Source organism: Streptomyces tamarix (genome assembly GCF_032423885.1).
Taxonomy (GTDB): Bacteria; Actinomycetota; Actinomycetes; order Streptomycetales; family Streptomycetaceae; genus Streptomyces; species Streptomyces tamarix.
This window is the reverse complement of the sequence record NZ_JAWCTQ010000042.1, coordinates 39,490-59,073: the sequence shown is the minus strand read 5'-3', so window position 1 is coordinate 59,073 and position 19,584 is coordinate 39,490. Positions and strand designations below refer to the sequence as shown.

Genomic DNA, 19,584 nt, shown 5'->3' with positions numbered 1-19,584 from the left:
GGATTCCGGTGTCCCGGGTCGCCACCGCACACATGTCCCTGTGTGCGGCCGTTCGGCGGCCCCTGTCCTCCCGTGGGGGTCCCACCACCGTGAACAGCACCACCTTCCGCACCCGCGCCACCGCCGCCGCGGCGACCACCGTCGCGGCGTCCGCCCTGGCGGCGCTGACCGCCGCGGCGGCACCGGCGGCGACCGCCGCGCCCGCCGCCCCCGGAGCGCCGACCGCCCACGCCGCGGTCCTGCGGACCGACCTGGACGTCTCGCTCCTCGACGGCGGCGTACGCGTCCCCGTGGACGCCGCCCTCAACGAGGTGCGGGCCCCGGCGGCGGCCGACCGGACCGCGCTCACCGTCCGGCTGGACGGCGTCGACCGGGGCAGGCCCGTTTCCCTCCTGCGCGCCGACGCGGCATCGGCGAGGGCCACCGCGGACGCGGCGCGCGCGGAGGGCTCCGTGAAGCTCGTCCGCGCCCGGGTGCACCTGCCCGGCCTGCCCCTGCTCTCCGTCGTCCGGGTCGACCAGGTGACCGCCCGCGCCGTCTGCGAGACCGGCGCCCCGCCCACCGCCGAGGCGAACCTGCTCGGCACCGTGACCGTCCTCGGCAAGCGCGTCACGCTCACCCCGGGCGGACGCAGCACGGTCCGCGTCCCGGGCGTCGGCGAGGTCGTCCTGGACCTGTCACACCGCACCACCACGTCGACCACGGCCGCGGCGACGGCCCTCGACCTCCGGGTCGCCGTGAACCCGCTGGACCTGAACGTCGCCAAGGTCGAGGGGACGGTCACCCTCGCCGAAGCCGGCTGCGCCACACCCGGGCCGTCCTCGACGTCCCCGGCGCCCGCCCCGTCGACGGCCGCCCCCGCCCCCTCCCCGGCCGGGGCGGCCGGGCCCCGGGCGACCGACGGGAACCTGGCCGAGACGGGCGGCGACTCCCGCACGCCCTACCTCGCCGGAGGGGCGGCGGTCCTCCTCGTGGCGGGGGCCGCGGCCCTGAAGTTCGCCCGCCGCGCCCGCGCCTGACGCACACCGGTCCCGGCCGGCCCGCGAAGGGCCCGGCCGGGACCGGTGGTCACGCCCGGTCCGGCCGGCCGCAGCCCGCCATGACCAGGGCCTGGTCCAGGGCCTGGAGGAATCGATTCGTCGTCACCCGGTCCCGCACCGCCAGCCGCAGCCACTGCGGCCCCAGCCCCGGGAACGTGTCACCGCGCCGCGCCGCGAACCCCAGCGCCCGCAGCCGCTCCCGCACCACGTCCGCCCCCTCCACCCGGATCAGGACGAACGGTCCCTCCGCGGCCTCCACGGCCCGCACCTCGTCGAACTCCGCGAGCCCCGCCAGCAGGTGCGCCCGCTCCACGGCCACCCGCCGCGCCGCCTCCTCCGCCTCCGCCAGCGCCTCCCGCGACATGCACGCCTCGGCCGCCACCAACGCGGGCGTCGACACCGGCCACAGCGGCTGCGCGCGCTCCAGCGCCGCCACGGTGTCCGGCGCCGCCAGCACGTACCCGACCCGCAGGCCCGCGAGCCCCCACGTCTTCGTGAGGCTCCGCAGCACCACCAGCCCCGGCACGTCCGTCCGCCCGGCCAGCGCCTCCCGCTCACCCGGAACGGCGTCCATGAACGCCTCGTCCACTACCAGGGTCCGCCCCGGCCGCGCCAGCGCCGCGACCGCCTCCGCCGGGTGCAGGACCGACGTCGGGTTCGTCGGGTTGCCGACCACCACCAGGTCCGCGTCCTCGGGCACCCGCGCCGGGTCCAGCCGGAAGCCGTCCTCCTCGCGCAGCAGCACCCGGCGCACCTGGTGCCCCGCGTCCCGCAGCGCCGCCTCCGGCTCCGTGAACTGCGGGTGCACCACGACCGGTCGCCGCACCGGCAGCGCCCGCGCCAGCAGGACGAACGCCTCCGCCGCGCCCGCCGTCAGCAGCACCCGCCGCGCGGGCAGCCCGTGCCGCTCGGCGACCGCCGCGCGCGCCGCCCGCCCGTCGGGGTAGGCGGCCAGCCCCCAGAGGGACTGCGCGAGCCGCTCCCGCAGCCACGCGGGCGGGGTGTCCGTACGGACGTTGACGGCGAGGTCGGTCAGCTTCTCGTCCCGGACCTCCGCGTCACCGTGGTGCCGCAGGTCGTACGCGTCCGCGTCGCGGGGGCCGGGGAACGGTCTGTCGCTGTCTGTGTGGGTATACATGGCCGCCAGCCGGGGTGGGGGGACAGTGGGGGGTAGCGGCGGGCCGACGGCGTCGGCGGCCCGCCGGGTGACTCTCGGTGGCCGGACGGGGATCCGGCGCGGGGGATCAGCGGTTCAACGCCGCGTCCGTAACTCGAACACCGCGTCCCCACGGGTGTACCCCAGCCCTCCGGCGGGCAACCGCCCGTTCCCCCGCGCCACCGCCAACGCGCAGGTCACACGCGCCGCGCCGGAGGCGGACTTCCGCTTCGGCACGAGGAGTTCACTCCCCGCCGCACCGAACACCCCGCACCGCGCCGCCTCCACCAGGGCCGCGGCCTCCGCCACCGACGGCGTGCCCGCCGCCGCCAGCGCCGCGCCCGACGGATGGGGCACTCCGACCCGGGCCAGCACGTCCGCCGGGTGGGCGCGCAGCGGGACCCCCAGGAGGGAGGCGGCCTCCACGAGGCCCGGCTCGCCGGCCTTCGCCCCCACCGTCGCCAGCGCCACCACCTCCTGCGGCCCCCGGCCCGCCTCCCGCAGGACCGCCGCGACCAGGTCGCACACCTCCCGCGCGGTCACCCCCCGCCGGGCGCCCACGCCCACCACCAGGCTCACGGCCGGCAGTGCCCGACGAACCGCCGTGCCGTCTCCGGCACCGCCGCCCAGTGCGTGTGCACGTAACTCGCGTGCACCCCGCCCCGGACGAAGCCCTCCACGCGCCGCTCCGGCTGCCGCAGCCCCCACGCGGGGACCTCCCCGGCGCCCGGCTCGATCACCGTGCGGTGGAACTCGTGGCCCCGCAGCCGCGTCCCGGCCGCCGCCACCGGGCTGTCGCTCACCGCGACCGCGTCCCGGTACCCCAGCGTCAGCCGCTCCGACATCCGCGCGTCCGCGTCCAGCACCCCGCACATCGGCCGCCCGTCCAGCGAACGCGCCAGGTACAGCAGGCCCGCGCACTCCGCCGCGACCGGGGCGCCCGACCGCGCCAGCGCGGCCACCGCGTCCCGCAGGGACTCGTTCGCGGACAGCTCCGGCCCGTACACCTCCGGGAAGCCGCCGCCGACCACCAGGCCGCGCGTCCCCTCCGGCAGCTTCTCGTCCCGCAGCGGGTCGAACGGCACCACCTCGGCGCCCGCCGCCGCCAGCAACTCGGCGTGCTCCGCGTACGAGAACGTGAACGCCGCCCCGCCGGCGACCGCCACCACCGGCCGCGCACCGGCCGCCGGCCCCCCGGCGTCCGACCGCGCCAGCGCCGCCGTGGGCGACCAGGGCTCCGCGTGCAGCGGCGGCGCCGAACGGGCCAGCGCCAGCAGCGCGTCCAGGTCGCACCCCTCCCGCACCTGCTCCGCCTGCGCCCGCACGGCGTCCACGGCCTGCGCCCGCCGCTCCGCCACCGGCACCAGGCCCAGGTGCCGCGACGGCGTCGACACGGCCGGCGCCCGCCGCAGCACGCCCAACACGGGCACGCCCGACTCGCCCAGCGCCTCCCGCAGCAGGTGCTCGTGCCGGTCCGTGGCGACCTTGTTGAGGATCACCCCGCCGATCCGCACCCCCGGGTCCCACGACGCGAACCCGTGCACCAGCGCCGCCACCGACCGCGACTGCGACGAGGCGTCCACGACCAGCACCACCGGCGCCCGCAGCAACTTCGCCACCTGCGCCGTCGACGCCAGCTCGCCCTGGTCGGCGGCGCCGTCGTACAGCCCCATCACGCCCTCGACGACGGCCAGGTCGCAGCCGCGCGCGCCGTGCGCGAACAGCGGCGCCACCAGCTCCGTACCGCACATGAACGCGTCGAGGTTCCGTCCGGGGCGGCCCGTCGCCAGCGCGTGGTAGCCCGGATCGATGTAGTCGGGGCCCACCTTGTGCGGCGACACCGCCAGACCACGGCCGGCGAACGCGGCCATCAGCCCCGTCGCGACCGTGGTCTTGCCCGCGCCGGAGGACGGCGCGGCGATGACGAGACGTGCTACCACTCGATGCCCCGCTGGCCCTTCTGACCGGCGTCCATCGGGTGCTTCACCTTGGACATGTCGGTGACCAGGTCGGCGAAGTCCACCAGCTCCTGCGGCGCGTTGCGGCCGGTGATCACGACGTGCTGCTGCCCGGGCCGGTCGCGCAGCACCTCGATCACCTCGGCAGTGTCGATCCAGCCCCAGTGCAGCGGGTAGGCGAACTCGTCGAGCACGTAGAACCGGTACGTCTCCGCGGCCAGGTCGCGCTTGACCTGCTCCCAGCCCTCCCGCGCCTTCTCCTCGTTGGACTGCTCGCCGTCCTTCGGGTCGCGCTGGATCCACGACCAGCCCTCGCCCATCTTGTGCCAGGCGACCGCGCCGCCCTCGCCGGTCGCGCCGAGCGCCTTGAGCGCGTTCTCCTCGCCGACCTTCCACTTCGCCGACTTGACGAACTGGAACACCCCGATCGGCCAGCCCTGGTTCCAGGCGCGCAGCGCCATCCCGAACGCGGCGGTCGACTTGCCCTTGCCCACCCCCGTGTGGACCATCACCAGCGGGCGGTTGCGGCGCTGGCGGGTGGTGAGACCGTCGTCCGGGACGACGGTCGGCTGTCCCTGCGGCACTATGCTGCCCTCCTCGTAGTACGAACATCCTTGACCAGCCCGGCGATCGCGTCCCCGCGCAGTTCGTCCAGCGTCACGGCACTACCGCCCAGGTCCCGCGCGAGCCCCGCGGCCAGGCCGAGCCGTACGGGCCCGGCCTCGCAGTCCACGACGACCGACGCCGTCCCCTCCGCCGCGTGCAGCCCCGCCGCCCGCGCGGCCAGCCGCAGCGGCTCCGGACCCCCGGTCGCCCGCCCGTCCGTCACCACGACGAGCAGCGGGCGCCGCGCCGGGTCGCGCAGCCGCTCCACCCGCAGCACGTCGTGCGCCTTCAGCAGCCCCGCCGCCAGCGGCGTCCGGCCACCGGTCGGCAGCCGCTCCAGCCGGACGGCCGCCGCGTCCACCGACGACGTGGGCGGCAGCACCAGCTCCGCGTCCCGCCCCCGGAACGTCACCAGGCCCACCTTGTCGCGCCGCTGGTACGCGTCGAGGAGCAGCGACAGCACGGCGCCCTTCACCGCGCCCATGCGCTGCCGGGCCGCCATCGACCCCGAGGCGTCCACCACGAACAGCACCAGGTTCCCCTCGCGTCCCTCCCGCACCGCCTGGCGCAGGTCGTCGCGGTGGACGACGAACCCGGGACCCGACCGGCCGCGGGCCCGCTGGTGCGGGGCCGCCGCCTGCACGGTGGCCGCCAGGTGCAGCTTCGTCAGGGCGCCCCGGGGACGGCGCGCCCCGGTGGTGCGGCCGTGCTCGGTGCGCGCCCGGGAGCGGCGCCCGGCGGCGCCGTCGCCGACCCCGGGGACGGTCAGCGCCTTCGTGCGGAACGGCTCGGCCGCCGCGACCGGTGCCTGCTCGCGCGCCGGAGCGGGGGCCGGGCCTGCGCCGGGGGAGGGGGCCGCCTCCGGCCGCTCCCCGGACGGCTCCGGCGCGCCGGTCTGCGGACCGGGCCCCTGCGCCTGCGGCGGAACGCCCCCGCCGCCACCGGGGCCGCCGCCGTCCGGGCCGCCGTCACCGCCGTCACCGCCGTCCCCGTCCGGGCCGCCCTCGGGGCCCCGCGGGTCCGGGTCGGGCTCGTCGTCCCCGCCGAACTCCTCCAGCGTCTCGTCCAGTTTGTCCTCGTCGAGGCCCGGCGCGTCGAAGGGCGACCGCCGCCGCCGGTGCGGCAGCGCCAGCAGCGCGGCCTGCCGCACGTCCTCGACCGTCACGTCCGTGCGCCCGGCCCACGCGGCGAGCGCCGTCGCGGTCCGCGCCATCACGATGTCCGCGCGCATGCCGTCCACCTCGAACGCCGCGCACGTCGCCGCGATCTGTCGCAGTGCGTCGTCCCCGAGCCGCACCTTCGGCAGCAGCGCCCGCGCGGCCTCGATCCGCTCCCGCAGCGCGGCCTCCTCACCGGCCCAGCGCGCCGCGAAGCCGGCCGGGTCGTCGTCGTACGCGAGGCGCCGCCGCACCACCTCGACCCGCTGCTCCGGGTCCCGCGACGCGGCGACCTCCACGGTCAGCCCGAACCGGTCCAGCAGCTGCGGACGCAGCTCGCCCTCCTCGGGGTTCATCGTCCCGACGAGCAGGAACCGGGCGGCGTGCCGCACGGAGACGCCTTCGCGCTCCACGTGGGAGGCGCCCATGGCGGCGGCGTCCAGCAGGAGGTCGACGAGGTGGTCGTGCAGCAGGTTGACCTCGTCGACGTACAGGATCCCCCGGTGCGCCTGCGCCAGCAGCCCCGGCTCGAACGCCTTCACGCCCTCGGACAGGGCCCGTTCGATGTCCAGGGCCCCGACGAGCCGGTCCTCGGACGCGCCGACGGGCAGCTCCACCAGGCGTGTCGGGCGCGAGACGCCCGGCGCGGTCCCGTGCGGCCCGTCGGGGCACTCCGGGTCGGGCGCCCCGGGCTCGCACGAGAAGCGGCAGCCCGCGACGACGTCCATGGAGGGCAGCAGCGCGGCGAGGGAACGCACCAGCGTGGACTTGGCGGTGCCCTTCTCACCCCGGACGAGCACTCCGCCGATGGTCGGCGCGACGGCGTTGAGCAGCAGGCTCAGCCGCATGTCGTCCATGCCGACGACGGCGGTGAACGGGTAGGGAACCGAGGCCATTAGTCGATGCCCCTTTCGAGGGAACTGCTGCGGTCGGAAGGGTCTGCGCCGCCGTGTCGGGCCACCGCGGCGGGGTCGTCCCCGCGCACGCGGGGGTGGTCGGCGGGTCGCGGCGGCGATGCGCGGCGCGGGGCCGTGGTCCCCGTGCACGCGGGGGCGGGCCCGCCGCCGGCCCGGTACCGGGCGGAGTCCCGGCGCGCTCCCCGCACGAGGGGGGACGGCCGCGCCGGGGAGCTCACGGCGCCCCCGGCGGGACGAACGGCAGCCCGCCCGGCGGGCCGTTCTCGATGAGCTTCCACAGGGCGTCCGTGTCCGTGTGCTCCTCGATCAGGTCCCCGAGCCGGTCCAACTGCTCCTCCCGCAGCGCGCCGAACGACGTGTCGGGCGCCGGGACGAAGCGCCGCCCGGCCGCCGCGGCGACCTCCCGCAGGAACGCCCGCCGGAAGCCGTCGCTCTCCAGCGACCCGTGCCAGTGCGTCCCCCACACGGCCCCCACGCGGCAGCCGTCCAGGAAGGGCTCGCCGCCCCGCACGTCCGCGACGCCGTGGTGGATCTCGTACCCCTCCACCCGCTCGCCCAGCGCCTCGCCCACCGGCCGGGCGAGGGTCTTCTCGGGCGCGAACCGCACCCGCACCGGCAGCAGCCCCAGCGCCCCGACGGAGCCCGCCCGGGACTCCACGTCGTCCTCGATGTGCTCGCCCAGCACCTGGAAGCCGCCGCAGACGCCCAGCACCGGCCGCCCCTCGGCGGCCCGCCGGGCCAGCGCGCCGGCCAGGCCGCGCTCCCGCAGCCACGCCAGCGCCCGCACCGTGCCGCGCGTGCCCGGCACGACCACCAGGTCCGCGTCGGCCAGCTCCTCGGGCCGGTCCACGAACCGGACGACGACCCCCGGCTCGGCGGCCAGCGCGTCCACGTCCGTGAAGTTCGACATCAGCGGTACGGCGCACACCGCGACCCGCAGCACGTCCTCGCCGACCGGCGGCGCCACCACCGACTCGCGGACGGCGCCCCGCAGCGACACCCGCAGGCCGTCCTCCTCGTCGATGCCGAGCCCGTGGGCGTACGGCAGCACGCCGAACGTCCGGCGGCCCGTCAGGTCGTAGAGCATGTCGAGGCCCGGTTCCAGCAGCGTCACGTCGCCGCGGAACTTGTTCACCAGGTACCCGGCGACGAGCGCCTGGTCCTCGGGCGCGAGTAGCGCCGTCGTCCCGAAGAACTGGGCGAACACCCCGCCCCGGTCGATGTCGCCGACCACGACGACGGGGAGGCCCGCGGCCCGCGCGATGCCCATGTTGACGATGTCGTTGCGGCGCAGGTTGATCTCGGCGGGGCTGCCCGCGCCCTCGCAGATCACCGCGTCGTGCGTGGCGCGCAGCTCCTCCAGGCACTCCACGACCGTGCCGAACAGCGCCTGCTGCCGCCCGCCGTGGTAGCCGCGCGCGCTCAGTTCCCCGACCGGCCTGCCCATCAGCACGACCTGGCTGGACCGGTCGCCGCCCGGCTTCAGCAGCACCGGGTTCATCAGCGCGGTGGGCTCGACGCGGGCGGCCTGCGCCTGCATCGCCTGCGCCCGCCCGATCTCGGCGCCCTCGCGCGTCACGAACGAGTTGAGGGACATGTTCTGCCCCTTGAACGGCGCGACCTTCACGCCCTGTCGGACCAGCCAGCGGCAGATCCCGGCCGTCACCACGCTCTTGCCCGCGTCGGACGTCGTCCCCGCGACCAGCAGTCCCCCGCTCACACGCCCCTCCGCTTCCACGCCCCGTACAGCAGCCGCCCGCCCGCGCAGACGGCCAGTGCCAGCCCGCCGACGCGGCGCGACAGCCGCACCGCCCGTTCGATGTCCGCCACCTCGACGGCCCGCCCCCCGCCGTTGAGGACCGGCCGGTGCTCGACCCGCCCCCCGTACGAGAGGGTGCCGCCGAGCCGTACGCCCAGGGCCCCCGCGAACGACGCCTCGACGGGGCCCGCGTTGGGCGACGGGTGCCGGCGCGCGTCCGCCCGCCAGGCCCGTACGGCCCCGCGCGGGTCACCGCCCGCGACGACGGCGAGCGCGGCCGTCAGCCGGGCCCCGGGCGCGCCGGCGACGTCGTCGAGCCGTGCCGACGCCCAGCCGAACCGGCGGTGGCGCGGCGACCGGTGGCCGACCATCGCGTCCAGCGTGTTGACCGCCCGGAAGGCCACCAGGCCCGGCACGCCGCCGAGCGCCCCCCACACGAGGGCGCCGACCACCGCGTCGGAGGTGTTCTCGGCGACGGACTCCACCACGGCCCGCGCGATGCCCGGCCCGTCCAGGGCCTGCGGGTCGCGCCCGCACAGGTGCGGCAGCCGCTCGCGGGCCGCCTCCACGTCGCCGGCGGCCAACGCGCCGCCGATCGCCCGTGCCTCCCGACCCAGCGACGTCCCGCCGACGACGGCCCACACGGTGGCGGCGGTCAGCGCGACGGACGCGGCGCCCCGCCCCCGCACGGCCCGTGCGGCGAGCGCGGCGGCCGCGGTGGCGCCTCCGGCGCACACGGCGGTGTGGAGCGCGCCCCAGCCGCGGTGGTCGTGCCACAGCGCGCGTTCGACGGCACCCGCGGCCCGCCCGAAGGCGGCGACGGGGTGGCCGCGGCGGGGGTCCGCGAAGAGCAGGTCGCCGAGGAGCCCGGCGGTGGCGCCGTACGCGAAGACTCGATCGTCCCGCATCGGCTCAGCAGCCCGGTGCGCCGGATCGGCCACGGGCCCGCGAGCCGGGGCTCGGGGTTCTCGACGTACGGGAAGGAACGCAGCCGGGCATGCGCAATGTCCTCACTCAGGGTCCGCGCCCTGGCTCGACGTGACCGGCGGTGAGAGTTCCTGGCTCCCGGGCGCCCCGCGACGGCGTGTCGCGCGGAGCCCGGTGACAGTGGCGGGACCGCGCCGGATTCGCACCGGGCTTCCTCTCCTGCCGCCGGATATGGCCTGGGCAGTCCACCACGGCCCGCGAAGGCCCGTCAACTCACCCTTGACCTGCGGCGGAGCGGTGTGCCGAGCCCCACAGGCCGGCCGCGGGACGGCCCGGGGACGGCCTGAGGACAGTCCGGGGACGGCCTGGGGACGGCCGGCGGTGGGCCGTACGACGACGGCTGGGCCGGCCGTACCGCGGGGGTACGACCGGCCCAGCCGGATGCTTCGGCCCTGCTCAGGCCACGATCAGGTAGATCCCGTACGCGACGGCCGCGGCGCACAGCGCGAAGCAGGCGTACGCGCCGGTGCGGGCCAGGGCGGCGGAACCCCCCTGGACGGAGGCCCGCTCCTGCCGGGAGAGGCCCACCAGGCCGAGGGCGAACAGGCCGACGATTGCGACGGTGGAGACGAGGCCCACGCCGAAGACGGAGCCGAGGGCTGCCCAGTCGATGTCCATAGCGATGCCGTTCTTTCCTTACACCGCGGCCGTGGGCGCCGCGCCGGTCGCGGCGGCCGGGGCCGGGATGGTGGTCTTGAGGGCGTCGTCCGCCGGGTCGGCGGCGACGGTGCCGGTGGGCGGCGGGATGACGGCCGCGATGGCGGTGGTGACGACCCCGGCGGGCTCGGCGCCACCGGAGACCCCGGTGCCGTTCTCGTCCTCGTCCTCGTTGACGTTGGTGTGGTCGACGACCTGGCGGCGCGAGATGAGCCAGATGGCGGCGGAGGAGCCGACGAGGAAGGCCGCGACGACCGCGACGCCCCAGTCGCCCTGGCGGGCGACGAGCTCGGCGAGCGCGGCGACCAGGCCGGCGGCCGGCAGGGTCAGGCCCCAGGCGACGAACATCCGGGTGGCGGTGGACCAGCGGACCACACCGCCCTTGCGGCCGAGGCCCGCGCCCATCACGGCGCCGGAGCAGACGTGGGTGGTGGAGAGCGAGAAGCCCAGGTGGGAGGAGGCCAGGATCACGGTCGCGGCGCCGGTCTGGGCGGCGAAGCCCTGCTGCGGCTGGAGGTCCGTGAGGCCCTTGCCCATGGTGCGGATGATGCGCCAGCCGCCCAGGTAGGTGCCGAGCGCGATGGCCAGGCCGGCGGAGACGATGACCCACACGGGCGGGTTGGAGCCGGGGGCGAGGGCACCGCCGGCGACCAGGGCGAGGGTGATGATGCCCATGGTCTTCTGCGCGTCGTTGGTGCCGTGGGCGAGGGAGACCAGGCCGGCGGAGGCGATCTGGCCGGCCTTGTAGCCCTTGCGGCCGGTCTTCTCGTCGATGTTCGCGCCGACCTTGTACGTGAGGCGGGCGGCGACCATCGAGGCGACGCCGGCGACCACCGGGGCGGCGACGGCCGGGATCAGGACCTTGGTGAGGACGACGCCGCCGTTGACGCCGCTGACGCCGATGGACGCGACGGTCGCGCCGATCAGGCCGCCCATGAGGGCGTGGGAGGAGCTGGACGGCAGGCCGACCAGCCAGGTCAGGAGGTTCCAGAGGATCGCGCCGACGAGGGCGGCGAGGATGACCTCCGGTTGGATGCCCGTCTCGTCGACGAGACCTTTGGAGATCGTCTTGGCGACCTCCACGGAGAGGAACGCGCCCACCAGGTTCAGCACGGCCGACATGGCCACCGCCGCCTTGGGCTTCATCGCGCCGGTCGAGATGGTCGTGGCCATCGCGTTGGCGGTGTCATGGAAACCGTTTGTGAAATCGAACACGAGAGCTGTCACGACCACAATGGCGAGCAGCAGCGTGATGTGTTCCATTTACCCAGGCAATCGTTCGACGTCAGTGGCCCGCTGAACGTAGGCAACCTGAGTGAACGGAAGGTGAACTGGGCCGGGCCGCGTGGTGTCCCGACCTGTGAGCCGGGATTCCGGTTGCGCCCCGGCCCCGGAATCACGCGCTTCGGGACACCGGAACCGGGTCGGACCGAGATGCTCGTCACTTCCGGGCCGGTCCGCCCGCTGGCATGATCCACCGCATGGCGAAGGACGGCGGGGCGGACGGGAAGGCCCCCGGCGGGGCGGTCGGGGAGGCTCTCGGCGGGGCGGCCGGGGCGGCGGTCGAGGAGGCGTGGGACGCCCTGGTCGCCACGGCGCGCAGGACCGCGGCCGACGGGCTGGTCGTCGGCACCTCGGGGAACGTCTCCGTACGGGTCGGGGACCTGCTGCTCGTCACCCCGAGCGGCGTGCCGTACTCCCGACTGACCGGGGACGACGTCGTCGCCGTCGACCTGGACGGGCGGCGGGTCCGCGGCACGCTGCCGCCGACCAGCGAGCTGCCGCTGCACCTGGCCGTGTACCGGTCCACCGACGCCGGGGCGGTCGTCCACACCCACGCCGTGCACGCCACCGCCGTGTCGACCCTCGTCGACGAGCTGCCGCCGATCCACTACGTGGCCGGCGCCCTCGGCGGGCCCGTCCGCGTCGCCCCGTACGCCCTGTACGGCACGCGGGAGCTGGCCGACCACATGCTCGCCGCCCTGACCGGGCGCACCGCCTGCCTCCTGCGCAACCACGGCACGGTCGCCTACGGCGCGACGCTCGACCAGGCGTACGACCGCACCGCCCAGCTGGAGTGGATGTGCCGGGTCTGGCTCGCCGCCGACAGCCACCCCACCCGCACCCCGGCGCTCCTCACCCCGGCCCAGTTGGCCGAGGCCACCGAGAAGCTCCGCGGCTACGGCCGCCCCGACTGACCCACCCGACCCCCGGCCCCCGGCCTCAGCCACCCGGCCCCGCCCCGTCCCGGCCGCCCGGCCCCCGAGCCGCCCGCCGCTTTGCGTCCGCTCCGCCCGGCCCGTCACCCGGTGGCCGCCGCCCCGCCCCGCCCCGCCTCGGCCGCCCCGACTGACCTCCGGCCCCCGGCCTCAGCCACCCGGCCCCACCCCGGCCACCCGCCACCCAGAGCCCCGCCCCCGCCGTCCGCGTCGCCCCGCCCGGCCCGTCACCCGGTGGCCGTCGCCCACTGGCACGGCCCGGCCGGTGTGCGGACACTGGACGGGTGCGTTCCCCGACAGGCGCGGCGGTGGCCGCCGCCACAGTGATCGGTGCCGGGACGGCCGCCGTGGCGGCCGGCCGGTACGCCAGCGGCGTGGCGCTCAGGCCGCGCCCGGGGCGGCCCCTGCCCGGCGAGCCCCGGCTCACCGTGCACGCCACCGGCCCCGGCCGGGTCACCCTCACCCGCGCCCTGCCCTCCCTCCGTCCCGGCGCGTACGGGCTGGAGGGCCCCGGCGTCCACGCGGTCGTCGGCCCCGTCCTCGGCGACGTGCCGCACGCCCCCGACGCCGTCGTGCGCCGCCTCGAACGCGTCGACCACGGCACCCTCGAACCCGGCACCCGCGTCCGCCTCACCCCGAAGCTCCACACCGGCACCCCCGCCTCCGCGCTCGGCCTCCCGTACGAGGACGTCGAGGTGGCCGGCGAGCTGGGCCCCCTGCCCGCCTGGTACGTCCCGGGCGTCCGCACCACATGGGTGATCACCGCGCACGGCCTGGGCGCCACCCGCGAGCACCCGCTGAACGTGCTGGGCTTCCTCAACGGCGGGCTGCGCTTCCCCGTCCTGAACCTCGCCTACCGCGGCGACCCGGGCGCCCCCCGCCCCGCCGACGGCCTCGGCCACCTCGGGGAGTCCGAGTGGCGCGACCTCGACGCGGCCGTCCGCCACGCCGTCCACCACGGAGCCGAAGCCGTCATCCTGTACGGCTGGTCGACCGGCGCCACCATGGCCCTGCGCACCGCCGCGCACGGCCGCCTGCGCGACCGGATCGCCGGCCTCGTCCTCGACTCGCCGGTCCTCGACTGGCAGGCCACCCTCCGCGCCCTGGCCGCCGCCCACCACGTCCCCTCCGCCCTGCTCCCCCTCGCCGTCCGGGCGGCACAGGGCAGGGCCGGACTGGACGGCGATGACCTCGGCCGGGCCGCCGGCCCCGACATGCCGAAGGTGCCCGCGCTGGTCTTCCACGGCCCCGACGACACCGTCGCCCCCTGGGCGGCGACCCGCGCCTTCGCCGCCCGCCACCCCGGCCTCGTCACCCTCCGCGCGATCCGCCACGCGCCGCACGCCGCCATGTGGAACGCCGGTCCCGAGCGGTACGAGGAGGCCCTGCGCCGCTTCCTCACCCCGCTCCTCTGAGCCGACGCCCCCCTTCCGTTTGGGCTTTCGGGCCGTCAGCGGGAAGACTGCCCCCCGTGACGTCTCGAAAGCCCGATGAGCAACTGGCGCGCAACTCCAGACTCCGACTCGTCCGGCCCCGGTCGCTGGCGACGACCGCCCGGCGGGCGGTGGCCGACCGGCGGACGCGACCGGCCCCGCGCCCGCCGGAGGGCACGCCACCGCGGGCGGAGCTGGCCCGCCAGGCCCGGCGGGTCCTGGCCGACGCCGTGCGCGTCGCCCGCTGGGCCGCCGTCGACCGCGGCCCCGTCACCACCCCCGGACCGGCCCGCGAACGGGCCGCCGCCGCGCTCGGCCTGACGCGGGAGCAGATCGGCACGGCCTGGGACCGCGCCCGGCTCGCCGGACTCGTCGAGATCCACGGCGACACGGTCCGCCCCGGCTGGCGGCTGCGCGCCTGGGACCGCGACGACTCCGCCGCGCTGCGCGGCTGGGTCGCGCTCCTCGACGCCTGGTCGCTCGCCCATCCCGCCCCGCAGGACGCCGAACCCGCCGCGGTCGCCGAGGTCGTGGAGGCCGTCCCGCAGGTCCTCTCCCTCCTCCAGCTCTCCGCCGGCCCCGTGCCCGTACCGGCCCTGCTCGACCTGGTCCGGCAGCGCGTCGCCGAGCTGCGCGAGCAGCGCTGCGAGGTGCCGTACGCCGCCGAGGCGGGAACGCGGCCGGAGCCGGGGGGCCCGGCCGGCGCCCCGGCGCGCGACGGGCGGCGGGAGGGCACGGACGCGGCCCCCGACCCGGACGCCCTGCCCGGCCTGCTCGACTGGGCGCTGGAGGGTCTCGCCTCCGTCGGCGCCCTGACCCTCGGCGGCGGCCAGGCGACGCTCACCCCGCTCGGCAACTGGGCGGTGTGGGTCAAGCTGGAGCAGATCTGCGTCGCCGCCCAGAGCCCCGCCGGACACATCGAGCAGTCCGCGGAGGACATGCTGCGCGGCTGCGTCCGGCTCACCCCCGGCCCGGCCCGCGCCGAGTACCGCGCCTGGCTCGCCGCCCGGCCCGTCGGCAGGGCCGTCGCCGAACTGCTCACCGTCGCCCGCGGCGACGACGCCCTCCTGCGCGGGCTGGCCTTCGAGGCCCTCCGCGTGGTGGGCGCCGCCGCCGAGGCCGAGGTGCGCGCCGCCGCCGGTGAACCGTCACTGCGCCCGTACGCCCTGCTCTGGCTCGCCGAGCACGAGGGCGCCGACCCCGACGAGGCGCCGGACGTCCTCACCCGCGAGGAGGCGACCTGGCTCTGGGTGGACACCGCCGCGGCCCTCGTCGACCACGGCGAGAGCGACCTCCTCGTACGGCACCTGGAGTCCGCCGTGCAGGGCACCGTCCCCGCGCTGCTCGACGAGGTCCGCGAGGCCGGCCACCCCCGCACGGTGCAGGTGCTGGTCGCCCTGGCCGCGGCGCACCCCGACCCGGCCCTCGCCAAGGCGGTCCGCCGCGCCGCGTTCCAGGTCCACACGGGCAGCGCCTGACGCCCCCGGCCCGGTGCGCCGGGGGCGTGCGCCCCGAGGTCCCGGAGGCCGCCCCGGCGCCCCGCGCCGCCCGGCCGCCCGGCAGGCGGCCGGGCCTTCCGCGCGCCCCGAGGGCGCGGGGCCCCGCCGCCGGGCCCCCGCGCCCCGGAAAAGCAGTTGCATGCGCCCGTTAGACTGGCCCGTATGGCCATTCTCCCTGTGCATTAGACGGTGTCGACGTCACCGCAGCCGCCGTCCACCCACCGTCCCCCCGCCCTGGAGTCTGTCCGTGATCACCGCCACCGGCCTTGAGCTGCGCGCCGGCGCACGCGTCCTCATCGAGTCCGCCTCGTTCCGCATCGCCAAGGGCGACCGCATCGGCCTCGTCGGCCGCAACGGCGCCGGCAAGACCACCCTCACCAAGTGCCTCGCCGGCGAGGGCGTCCCCACCGCCGGCACCATCACCCGCTCCGGCCAGGTCGGCTACCTCCCGCAGGACCCGCGCACCGGCGACCTCGACGTGCTGGCCCGCGACCGGATCCTCTCCGCCCGCGGCCTGGACGAGCTGATCCGCAAGATGCGGCTGAACGAGGAGCGCATCGCCACCGGCAAGGGCTCCACCCGCGAGAAGGCCCTCAGGCAGTACGAGCGCCAGGAGACCGAGTTCCTGACCAAGGGCGGGTACGCCGCCGAGGCCGAGGCGTCCACCATCGCCGCCGCCCTGGGCCTGCCCGACCGGGTGCTCGGCCAGCCGCTGCACACGCTCTCCGGCGGCCAGCGCCGCCGCATCGAGCTGGCGCGGATCCTCTTCTCGGACGCCGACACGCTGCTCCTGGACGAGCCGACCAACCACCTCGACGCCGACTCGATCACCTGGCTGCGCGACTACCTCAAGACGTACCGCGGCGGCTTCGTCGTCATCTCCCACGACGTCGACCTCGTCGAGACCGTCGTCAACAAGGTCTTCTACCTGGACGCCAACCGGTCCGTGATCGACATCTACAACATGGGCTGGAAGCTCTACCAGCGCCAGCGCGAGGACGACGAGAAGCGCCGCCGCCGCGAGCGGCAGAACGCCGAGAAGAAGGCCGCCGCGCTCAACGCCCAGGCCGACAAGATGCGCGCCAAGGCCACCAAGACGGTCGCCGCGCAGAACATGGCCCGCCGCGCCGAGAAGCTGCTGTCCGGCCTGGAGGAGACGCGCCAGTCCGACAAGGTCGCCAAGCTGCGCTTCCCCGAGCCCGCGCCCTGCGGCAAGACCCCGCTCACGGCGGAGGGGCTGTCCAAGTCGTACGGTTCGCTGGAGATCTTCACCGACGTCAGCCTGGCCATCGACAAGGGCTCCCGCGTCGTCATCCTCGGCCTCAACGGCGCCGGCAAGACGACCCTGCTGCGGCTGCTCGCCGGCGTCGAGAAGCCCGACACGGGCCAGGTCACGCCGGGCCACGGCCTGAAGCTCGGCTACTACGCGCAGGAACACGAGACGCTCGACCCGGAGCGCACGGTCCTGGAGAACATGCGCTCGGCCGCGCCCGACCTGGACCTGGTCGAGGTCCGCAAGGTCCTCGGCTCGTTCCTCTTCTCCGGCGACGACGTCGACAAGCCGGCCGGCGTCCTCTCCGGCGGCGAGAAGACCCGCCTCGCCCTGGCCACCCTCGTCGTCTCCTCGGCGAACGTGCTGCTCCTCGACGAGCCGACGAACAACCTCGACCCGGCCAGCCGCGAGGAGATCCTCGGCGCGCTGCGCACCTACAAGGGCGCGGTCGTCCTGGTCACCCACGACGAGGGCGCCGTCGAAGCCCTCCAGCCGGAGCGGATCATCCTCCTCCCGGACGGGGTCGAGGACCTGTGGGGAGCGGACTACGCGGACCTCGTGTCCCTCGCCTGATCATTCCCGTATGGATCATTCAGCCTAGTCGCGCTCCTTCATCTGAGTGAGGGGATCTCATACCGCGGCGTGGCATCCGGCAGATTTTCCGGCACCGGCGCCGCCCCGCGCATTTCTTTACGGTGCGCCGCTGACCTGGTACTTCGTCGTCGGGCGCGCGCCGCGTCCGGGATTTCCGCGCGCGGCGCGGTCGCCGGACGGCGAAACCCGCGGCCACAGACCTCGTCGAATGGCTGGCCATGTGGCCCCGGAGGGGTGATCATGAGAAGTCCAGAGCGCACTTCCCATGAGGAGGCACGGGTGGCCGAGACTCTGAAGAAGGGCAGCCGGGTGACCGGCGCCGCGCGCGAGAAGCTCGCGGCAGACCTGAAGAAGAAGTACGACGCCGGCGTGAGCATCCGGGCCCTGGCCGAGGAGACCGGCCGGTCCTACGGATTCGTCCACCGGATGCTCACCGAGTCCGGAGTCGTGTTGCGCGGACGCGGTGGAGCGACGCGGGGCAAGAAGGCCACGTCGGCCTGATCGCCGTGCGCGGGTCGTGAGGCGTCCCGGCGGTTCCGGCAGTGCCGTCCGGCCGTCGTCGGCCGTGGTTCGCCACGGTCAGGCGGTCGACCGGATGGTTACCGTGCAGTAATTTGTCGGTCGGCGCAGCTGTTCCGGCTGCGCCGACCGATCGCTGCACCGGATCCGGAGGCGTCCCATGACCTCGATCGACCCTGCCCTCGTCGTGCTCGACAAGGACGGCGTGCGTCTCGCCGTCGAGGACGGCGTCGCCACGGTGACCCTCGCCAACCCGGCGAAGCGCAACGCCCAGTCGCCCGCCCTGTGGCGGGCCCTCACCGAGGCCGGGCGAGCGCTGCCCGGCAGCGTGCGGGTCGTGGTGCTGCGCGCGGAGGGCGTGTCGTTCTCCGCCGGTCTCGACCGGCAGGCGTTCACCCCGGAGGGGTTCGACGGGGAGCCGTCGTTCCTCGACATGGCGCGCGGTTCCGACGAGGACCTGGACGCGACCATCGCCGAGTACCAGGAGGCGTTCACCTGGTGGCGCCGCAACGACATCGTGTCGGTCGCGGCCGTCCAGGGCCACGCGATCGGTGCCGGCTTCCAGCTCGCCCTCGCCTGCGACCTGCGGGTCGTCGCGCAGGACGTGCAGTTCGCGATGCGCGAGACCAGCCTGGGCCTGGTGCCCGACCTGGCCGGGACGCAGCCGCTCGTCGCCGCGGTCGGCTACGCCCGCGCGCTGGAGATCTGCGCCACGGGCCGGTTCGTCCACGCCGACGAGGCCGAGCGCATCGGCCTGGCCAACCTCGTGGTGCCCGCCGGCGAGCTGGACGCGGCCGTGCGGGACCTGGCCGCCGCCCTGCTCGCCGCGCCGCGCGACGCCGTCGTCGAGACCAAGGCGCTGCTGCGCGGCGCGACCGGGCGTACGTACGAGGAGCAGCGCGCCGCCGAGCGCGCCGCCCAGGCCCGCCGCCTCCGCGACCTCGCGGGCCTCTCCGACTGAGCCGTCCGCCCACGCCCCGCCCCCGCCCGCCCACGTCCCGGCCCGTCCCCGCCCTCGGGCAACCCGTGGCCCGGGGCAGGGACGGGGCCGGGCTCAGAAGCCGCGGCGGGCGCCCCCGTCGACCGGGAGCATCACACCCGTCAGGTACGAGGCGGCGGGGGAGAGCAGGAACGCCGCCGTCGTGCCGAACTCCTCCGGCGTGCCGTAGCGGCGCAGCGGGATCCGCGCCTCGTTGGCCGCCCGCGCGGCCGCGGCGTCACCCGACAGGGCGTCCAGCTCCCGCACCCGGTCCGTGTCGATGCGCGACGGCAGCAGGCCCACGACGCGGATGCCGCGCGGCCCCAGCTCGTCCGCGAGGGACTTGGCGAACCCCGCCAGACCGGGGCGCAGGCCGTTGGAGATGGTCAGCCCGGGGATCGGCTCGTGCACCGAGGCGGACAGCACGAAGCCGATGACCCCGCCCTCCTTCAGCACGGCCGCCGCGGCGCGGGCCAGCCGCACGGCGCCCATGAACACCGAGTCGAACGCGGCCCGCCACTGCTCGTCGGTGTTGTCGGCGGCCCAGCCGGGCGCCGGCCCGCCGACGCTGACCAGCACGCCGTCCAGCCCGCCGAAGTGCGACCGCGCGGTGGCGATCAGCCGGTCCGCCGCGGCCGGATCGGCGTTGTCCGCGGCGACTCCCACCGCGCCGGGGCCGAGCGCGGTGGCGGCGTCCTCGACGGCCTTCGCTTCGCGCGACGACAGGACGACCTTCGCGCCCTCCGCCACCAGGGCCTTCGCCGCCGCGTGGCCGAGGCCGCGGGACGCGCCCGTCACGACGTACACACGGTCTTTCAGTCCGAGATCCAT

At 76.4% G+C, this 19,584-nt stretch carries 17 protein-coding genes and 1 riboswitch; of the genes, 7 read left to right on the top strand and 10 right to left on the bottom strand.

The window, feature by feature from the left end:
* Positions 1-89 precede the first annotated feature (89 nt).
* On the top strand, positions 90-1,019 hold the full coding sequence (locus RND61_RS26105; protein WP_315880555.1) for an SCO1860 family LAETG-anchored protein: 930 nt from the start codon (positions 90-92) through the stop codon (positions 1,017-1,019).
* 49 nt (positions 1,020-1,068) lie between these two features.
* On the opposite strand, the gene cobC is transcribed toward RND61_RS26105, so the two are convergent.
* The 9 genes from cobC to RND61_RS26060 form a co-directional block, all read right to left on the bottom strand.
* Positions 1,069-2,178 carry an Rv2231c family pyridoxal phosphate-dependent protein CobC gene (gene cobC, locus RND61_RS26100; RefSeq protein WP_315880554.1) on the bottom strand — a complete coding sequence of 370 codons (1,110 nt, stop codon included), beginning with the start codon at positions 2,176-2,178 and terminating at the stop codon, positions 1,069-1,071.
* A gap of 114 nt (positions 2,179-2,292) precedes the next feature.
* Complete coding sequence (locus tag RND61_RS26095) at positions 2,293-2,775, bottom strand: cobalamin biosynthesis protein (protein ID WP_391654168.1); 483 nt, start codon at positions 2,773-2,775, stop codon at positions 2,293-2,295.
* Entirely contained in the window at positions 2,772-4,136 is a 1,365-nt protein-coding gene (locus tag RND61_RS26090) for a cobyrinate a,c-diamide synthase (protein ID WP_315880553.1), read from the bottom strand. The genes RND61_RS26095 and RND61_RS26090 overlap by 4 nt, the downstream gene beginning before the upstream one ends.
* Positions 4,130-4,738 carry a cob(I)yrinic acid a,c-diamide adenosyltransferase gene (gene cobO / locus RND61_RS26085; RefSeq protein WP_315880552.1) on the bottom strand — a complete coding sequence of 203 codons (609 nt, stop codon included), beginning with the start codon at positions 4,736-4,738 and terminating at the stop codon, positions 4,130-4,132. Before cobO ends, RND61_RS26090 begins: the two co-directional genes overlap by 7 nt.
* Positions 4,738-6,813: a putative cobaltochelatase gene (locus RND61_RS26080; RefSeq protein ID WP_315880551.1), complete on the bottom strand. Its 2,076-nt coding sequence runs from the start codon at positions 6,811-6,813 to the stop codon at positions 4,738-4,740. The genes cobO and RND61_RS26080 overlap by 1 nt, the downstream gene beginning before the upstream one ends.
* A 235-nt stretch (positions 6,814-7,048) precedes the next feature.
* On the bottom strand, positions 7,049-8,554 hold the full coding sequence (locus RND61_RS26075; protein ID WP_315880550.1) for a cobyric acid synthase: 1,506 nt from the start codon (positions 8,552-8,554) through the stop codon (positions 7,049-7,051).
* Positions 8,551-9,501: a cobalamin biosynthesis protein gene (locus tag RND61_RS26070; protein ID WP_315880549.1), complete on the bottom strand. Its 951-nt coding sequence runs from the start codon at positions 9,499-9,501 to the stop codon at positions 8,551-8,553. The genes RND61_RS26075 and RND61_RS26070 overlap by 4 nt, the downstream gene beginning before the upstream one ends.
* Before the next feature lie 145 nt (positions 9,502-9,646).
* A riboswitch (cobalamin riboswitch) is annotated at positions 9,647-9,736 on the bottom strand.
* A gap of 240 nt (positions 9,737-9,976) precedes the next feature.
* The gene (locus RND61_RS26065; RefSeq protein ID WP_315880548.1) at positions 9,977-10,198 is read right to left on the bottom strand and encodes a hypothetical protein; all 222 of its coding nucleotides are present in this window, start codon (positions 10,196-10,198) and stop codon (positions 9,977-9,979) included.
* An 18-nt stretch (positions 10,199-10,216) separates the two neighbouring features.
* Complete coding sequence (locus RND61_RS26060; RefSeq protein WP_315880547.1) at positions 10,217-11,500, bottom strand: inorganic phosphate transporter; 1,284 nt, start codon at positions 11,498-11,500, stop codon at positions 10,217-10,219.
* A gap of 218 nt (positions 11,501-11,718) precedes the next feature.
* Here RND61_RS26060 and RND61_RS26055 point away from each other — a divergent pair, with 218 nt between their 5' ends.
* The 6 genes from RND61_RS26055 to RND61_RS26030 all read left to right on the top strand — a co-directional run bounded on the left by RND61_RS26055 (position 11,719) and on the right by RND61_RS26030 (position 18,735).
* The gene (locus tag RND61_RS26055) at positions 11,719-12,435 is read left to right on the top strand and encodes a class II aldolase/adducin family protein (RefSeq protein WP_315880546.1); all 717 of its coding nucleotides are present in this window, start codon (positions 11,719-11,721) and stop codon (positions 12,433-12,435) included.
* 305 nt (positions 12,436-12,740) lie between these two features.
* A complete protein-coding gene (locus RND61_RS26050) occupies positions 12,741-13,871 on the top strand; it encodes an alpha/beta hydrolase (protein ID WP_315880545.1) in 1,131 nt (376 codons plus the stop codon).
* 56 nt (positions 13,872-13,927) lie between these two features.
* Positions 13,928-15,367: a hypothetical protein gene (locus RND61_RS26045; protein ID WP_391654163.1), complete on the top strand. Its 1,440-nt coding sequence runs from the start codon at positions 13,928-13,930 to the stop codon at positions 15,365-15,367.
* A 268-nt stretch (positions 15,368-15,635) separates the two neighbouring features.
* Entirely contained in the window at positions 15,636-17,234 is a 1,599-nt protein-coding gene (locus RND61_RS26040) for an ABC-F family ATP-binding cassette domain-containing protein (RefSeq protein WP_315880544.1), read from the top strand.
* Positions 17,235-17,534: 300 nt separating this feature from the next.
* Positions 17,535-17,756, top strand: a complete 222-nt coding sequence (locus tag RND61_RS26035; protein WP_315880543.1) for a helix-turn-helix domain-containing protein — start codon at positions 17,535-17,537, stop codon at positions 17,754-17,756.
* A 178-nt stretch (positions 17,757-17,934) separates the two neighbouring features.
* A complete protein-coding gene (locus RND61_RS26030; RefSeq protein WP_315880542.1) occupies positions 17,935-18,735 on the top strand; it encodes an enoyl-CoA hydratase/isomerase family protein in 801 nt (266 codons plus the stop codon).
* Positions 18,736-18,828: 93 nt separating this feature from the next.
* Here RND61_RS26030 and RND61_RS26025 read toward each other — a convergent pair whose 3' ends face one another.
* Positions 18,829-19,584 carry an SDR family oxidoreductase gene (locus tag RND61_RS26025; protein WP_315880541.1) on the bottom strand — a complete coding sequence of 252 codons (756 nt, stop codon included), beginning with the start codon at positions 19,582-19,584 and terminating at the stop codon, positions 18,829-18,831.

What these genes read in the sequence shown, in the direction of transcription:
- RND61_RS26065 (WP_315880548.1), bottom strand. Translation starts at nt 10,198, where the DNA reads ATGGACATCGACTGGGCAGCCCTCGGCTCCGTCTTCGGCGTGGGCCTC.
- RND61_RS26070 (WP_315880549.1), bottom strand. Translation starts at nt 9,501, where the DNA reads ATGCGGGACGATCGAGTCTTCGCGTACGGCGCCACCGCCGGGCTCCTC.
- RND61_RS26060 (WP_315880547.1), bottom strand. Translation starts at nt 11,500, where the DNA reads ATGGAACACATCACGCTGCTGCTCGCCATTGTGGTCGTGACAGCTCTC.
- RND61_RS26055 (WP_315880546.1), top strand. Translation starts at nt 11,719, where the DNA reads ATGGCGAAGGACGGCGGGGCGGACGGGAAGGCCCCCGGCGGGGCGGTC.
- RND61_RS26025 (WP_315880541.1), bottom strand. Translation starts at nt 19,584, where the DNA reads ATGGATCTCGGACTGAAAGACCGTGTGTACGTCGTGACGGGCGCGTCC.
- RND61_RS26030 (WP_315880542.1), top strand. Translation starts at nt 17,935, where the DNA reads ATGACCTCGATCGACCCTGCCCTCGTCGTGCTCGACAAGGACGGCGTG.
- RND61_RS26080 (WP_315880551.1), bottom strand. Translation starts at nt 6,813, where the DNA reads ATGGCCTCGGTTCCCTACCCGTTCACCGCCGTCGTCGGCATGGACGAC.
- cobC (WP_315880554.1), bottom strand. Translation starts at nt 2,178, where the DNA reads ATGTATACCCACACAGACAGCGACAGACCGTTCCCCGGCCCCCGCGAC.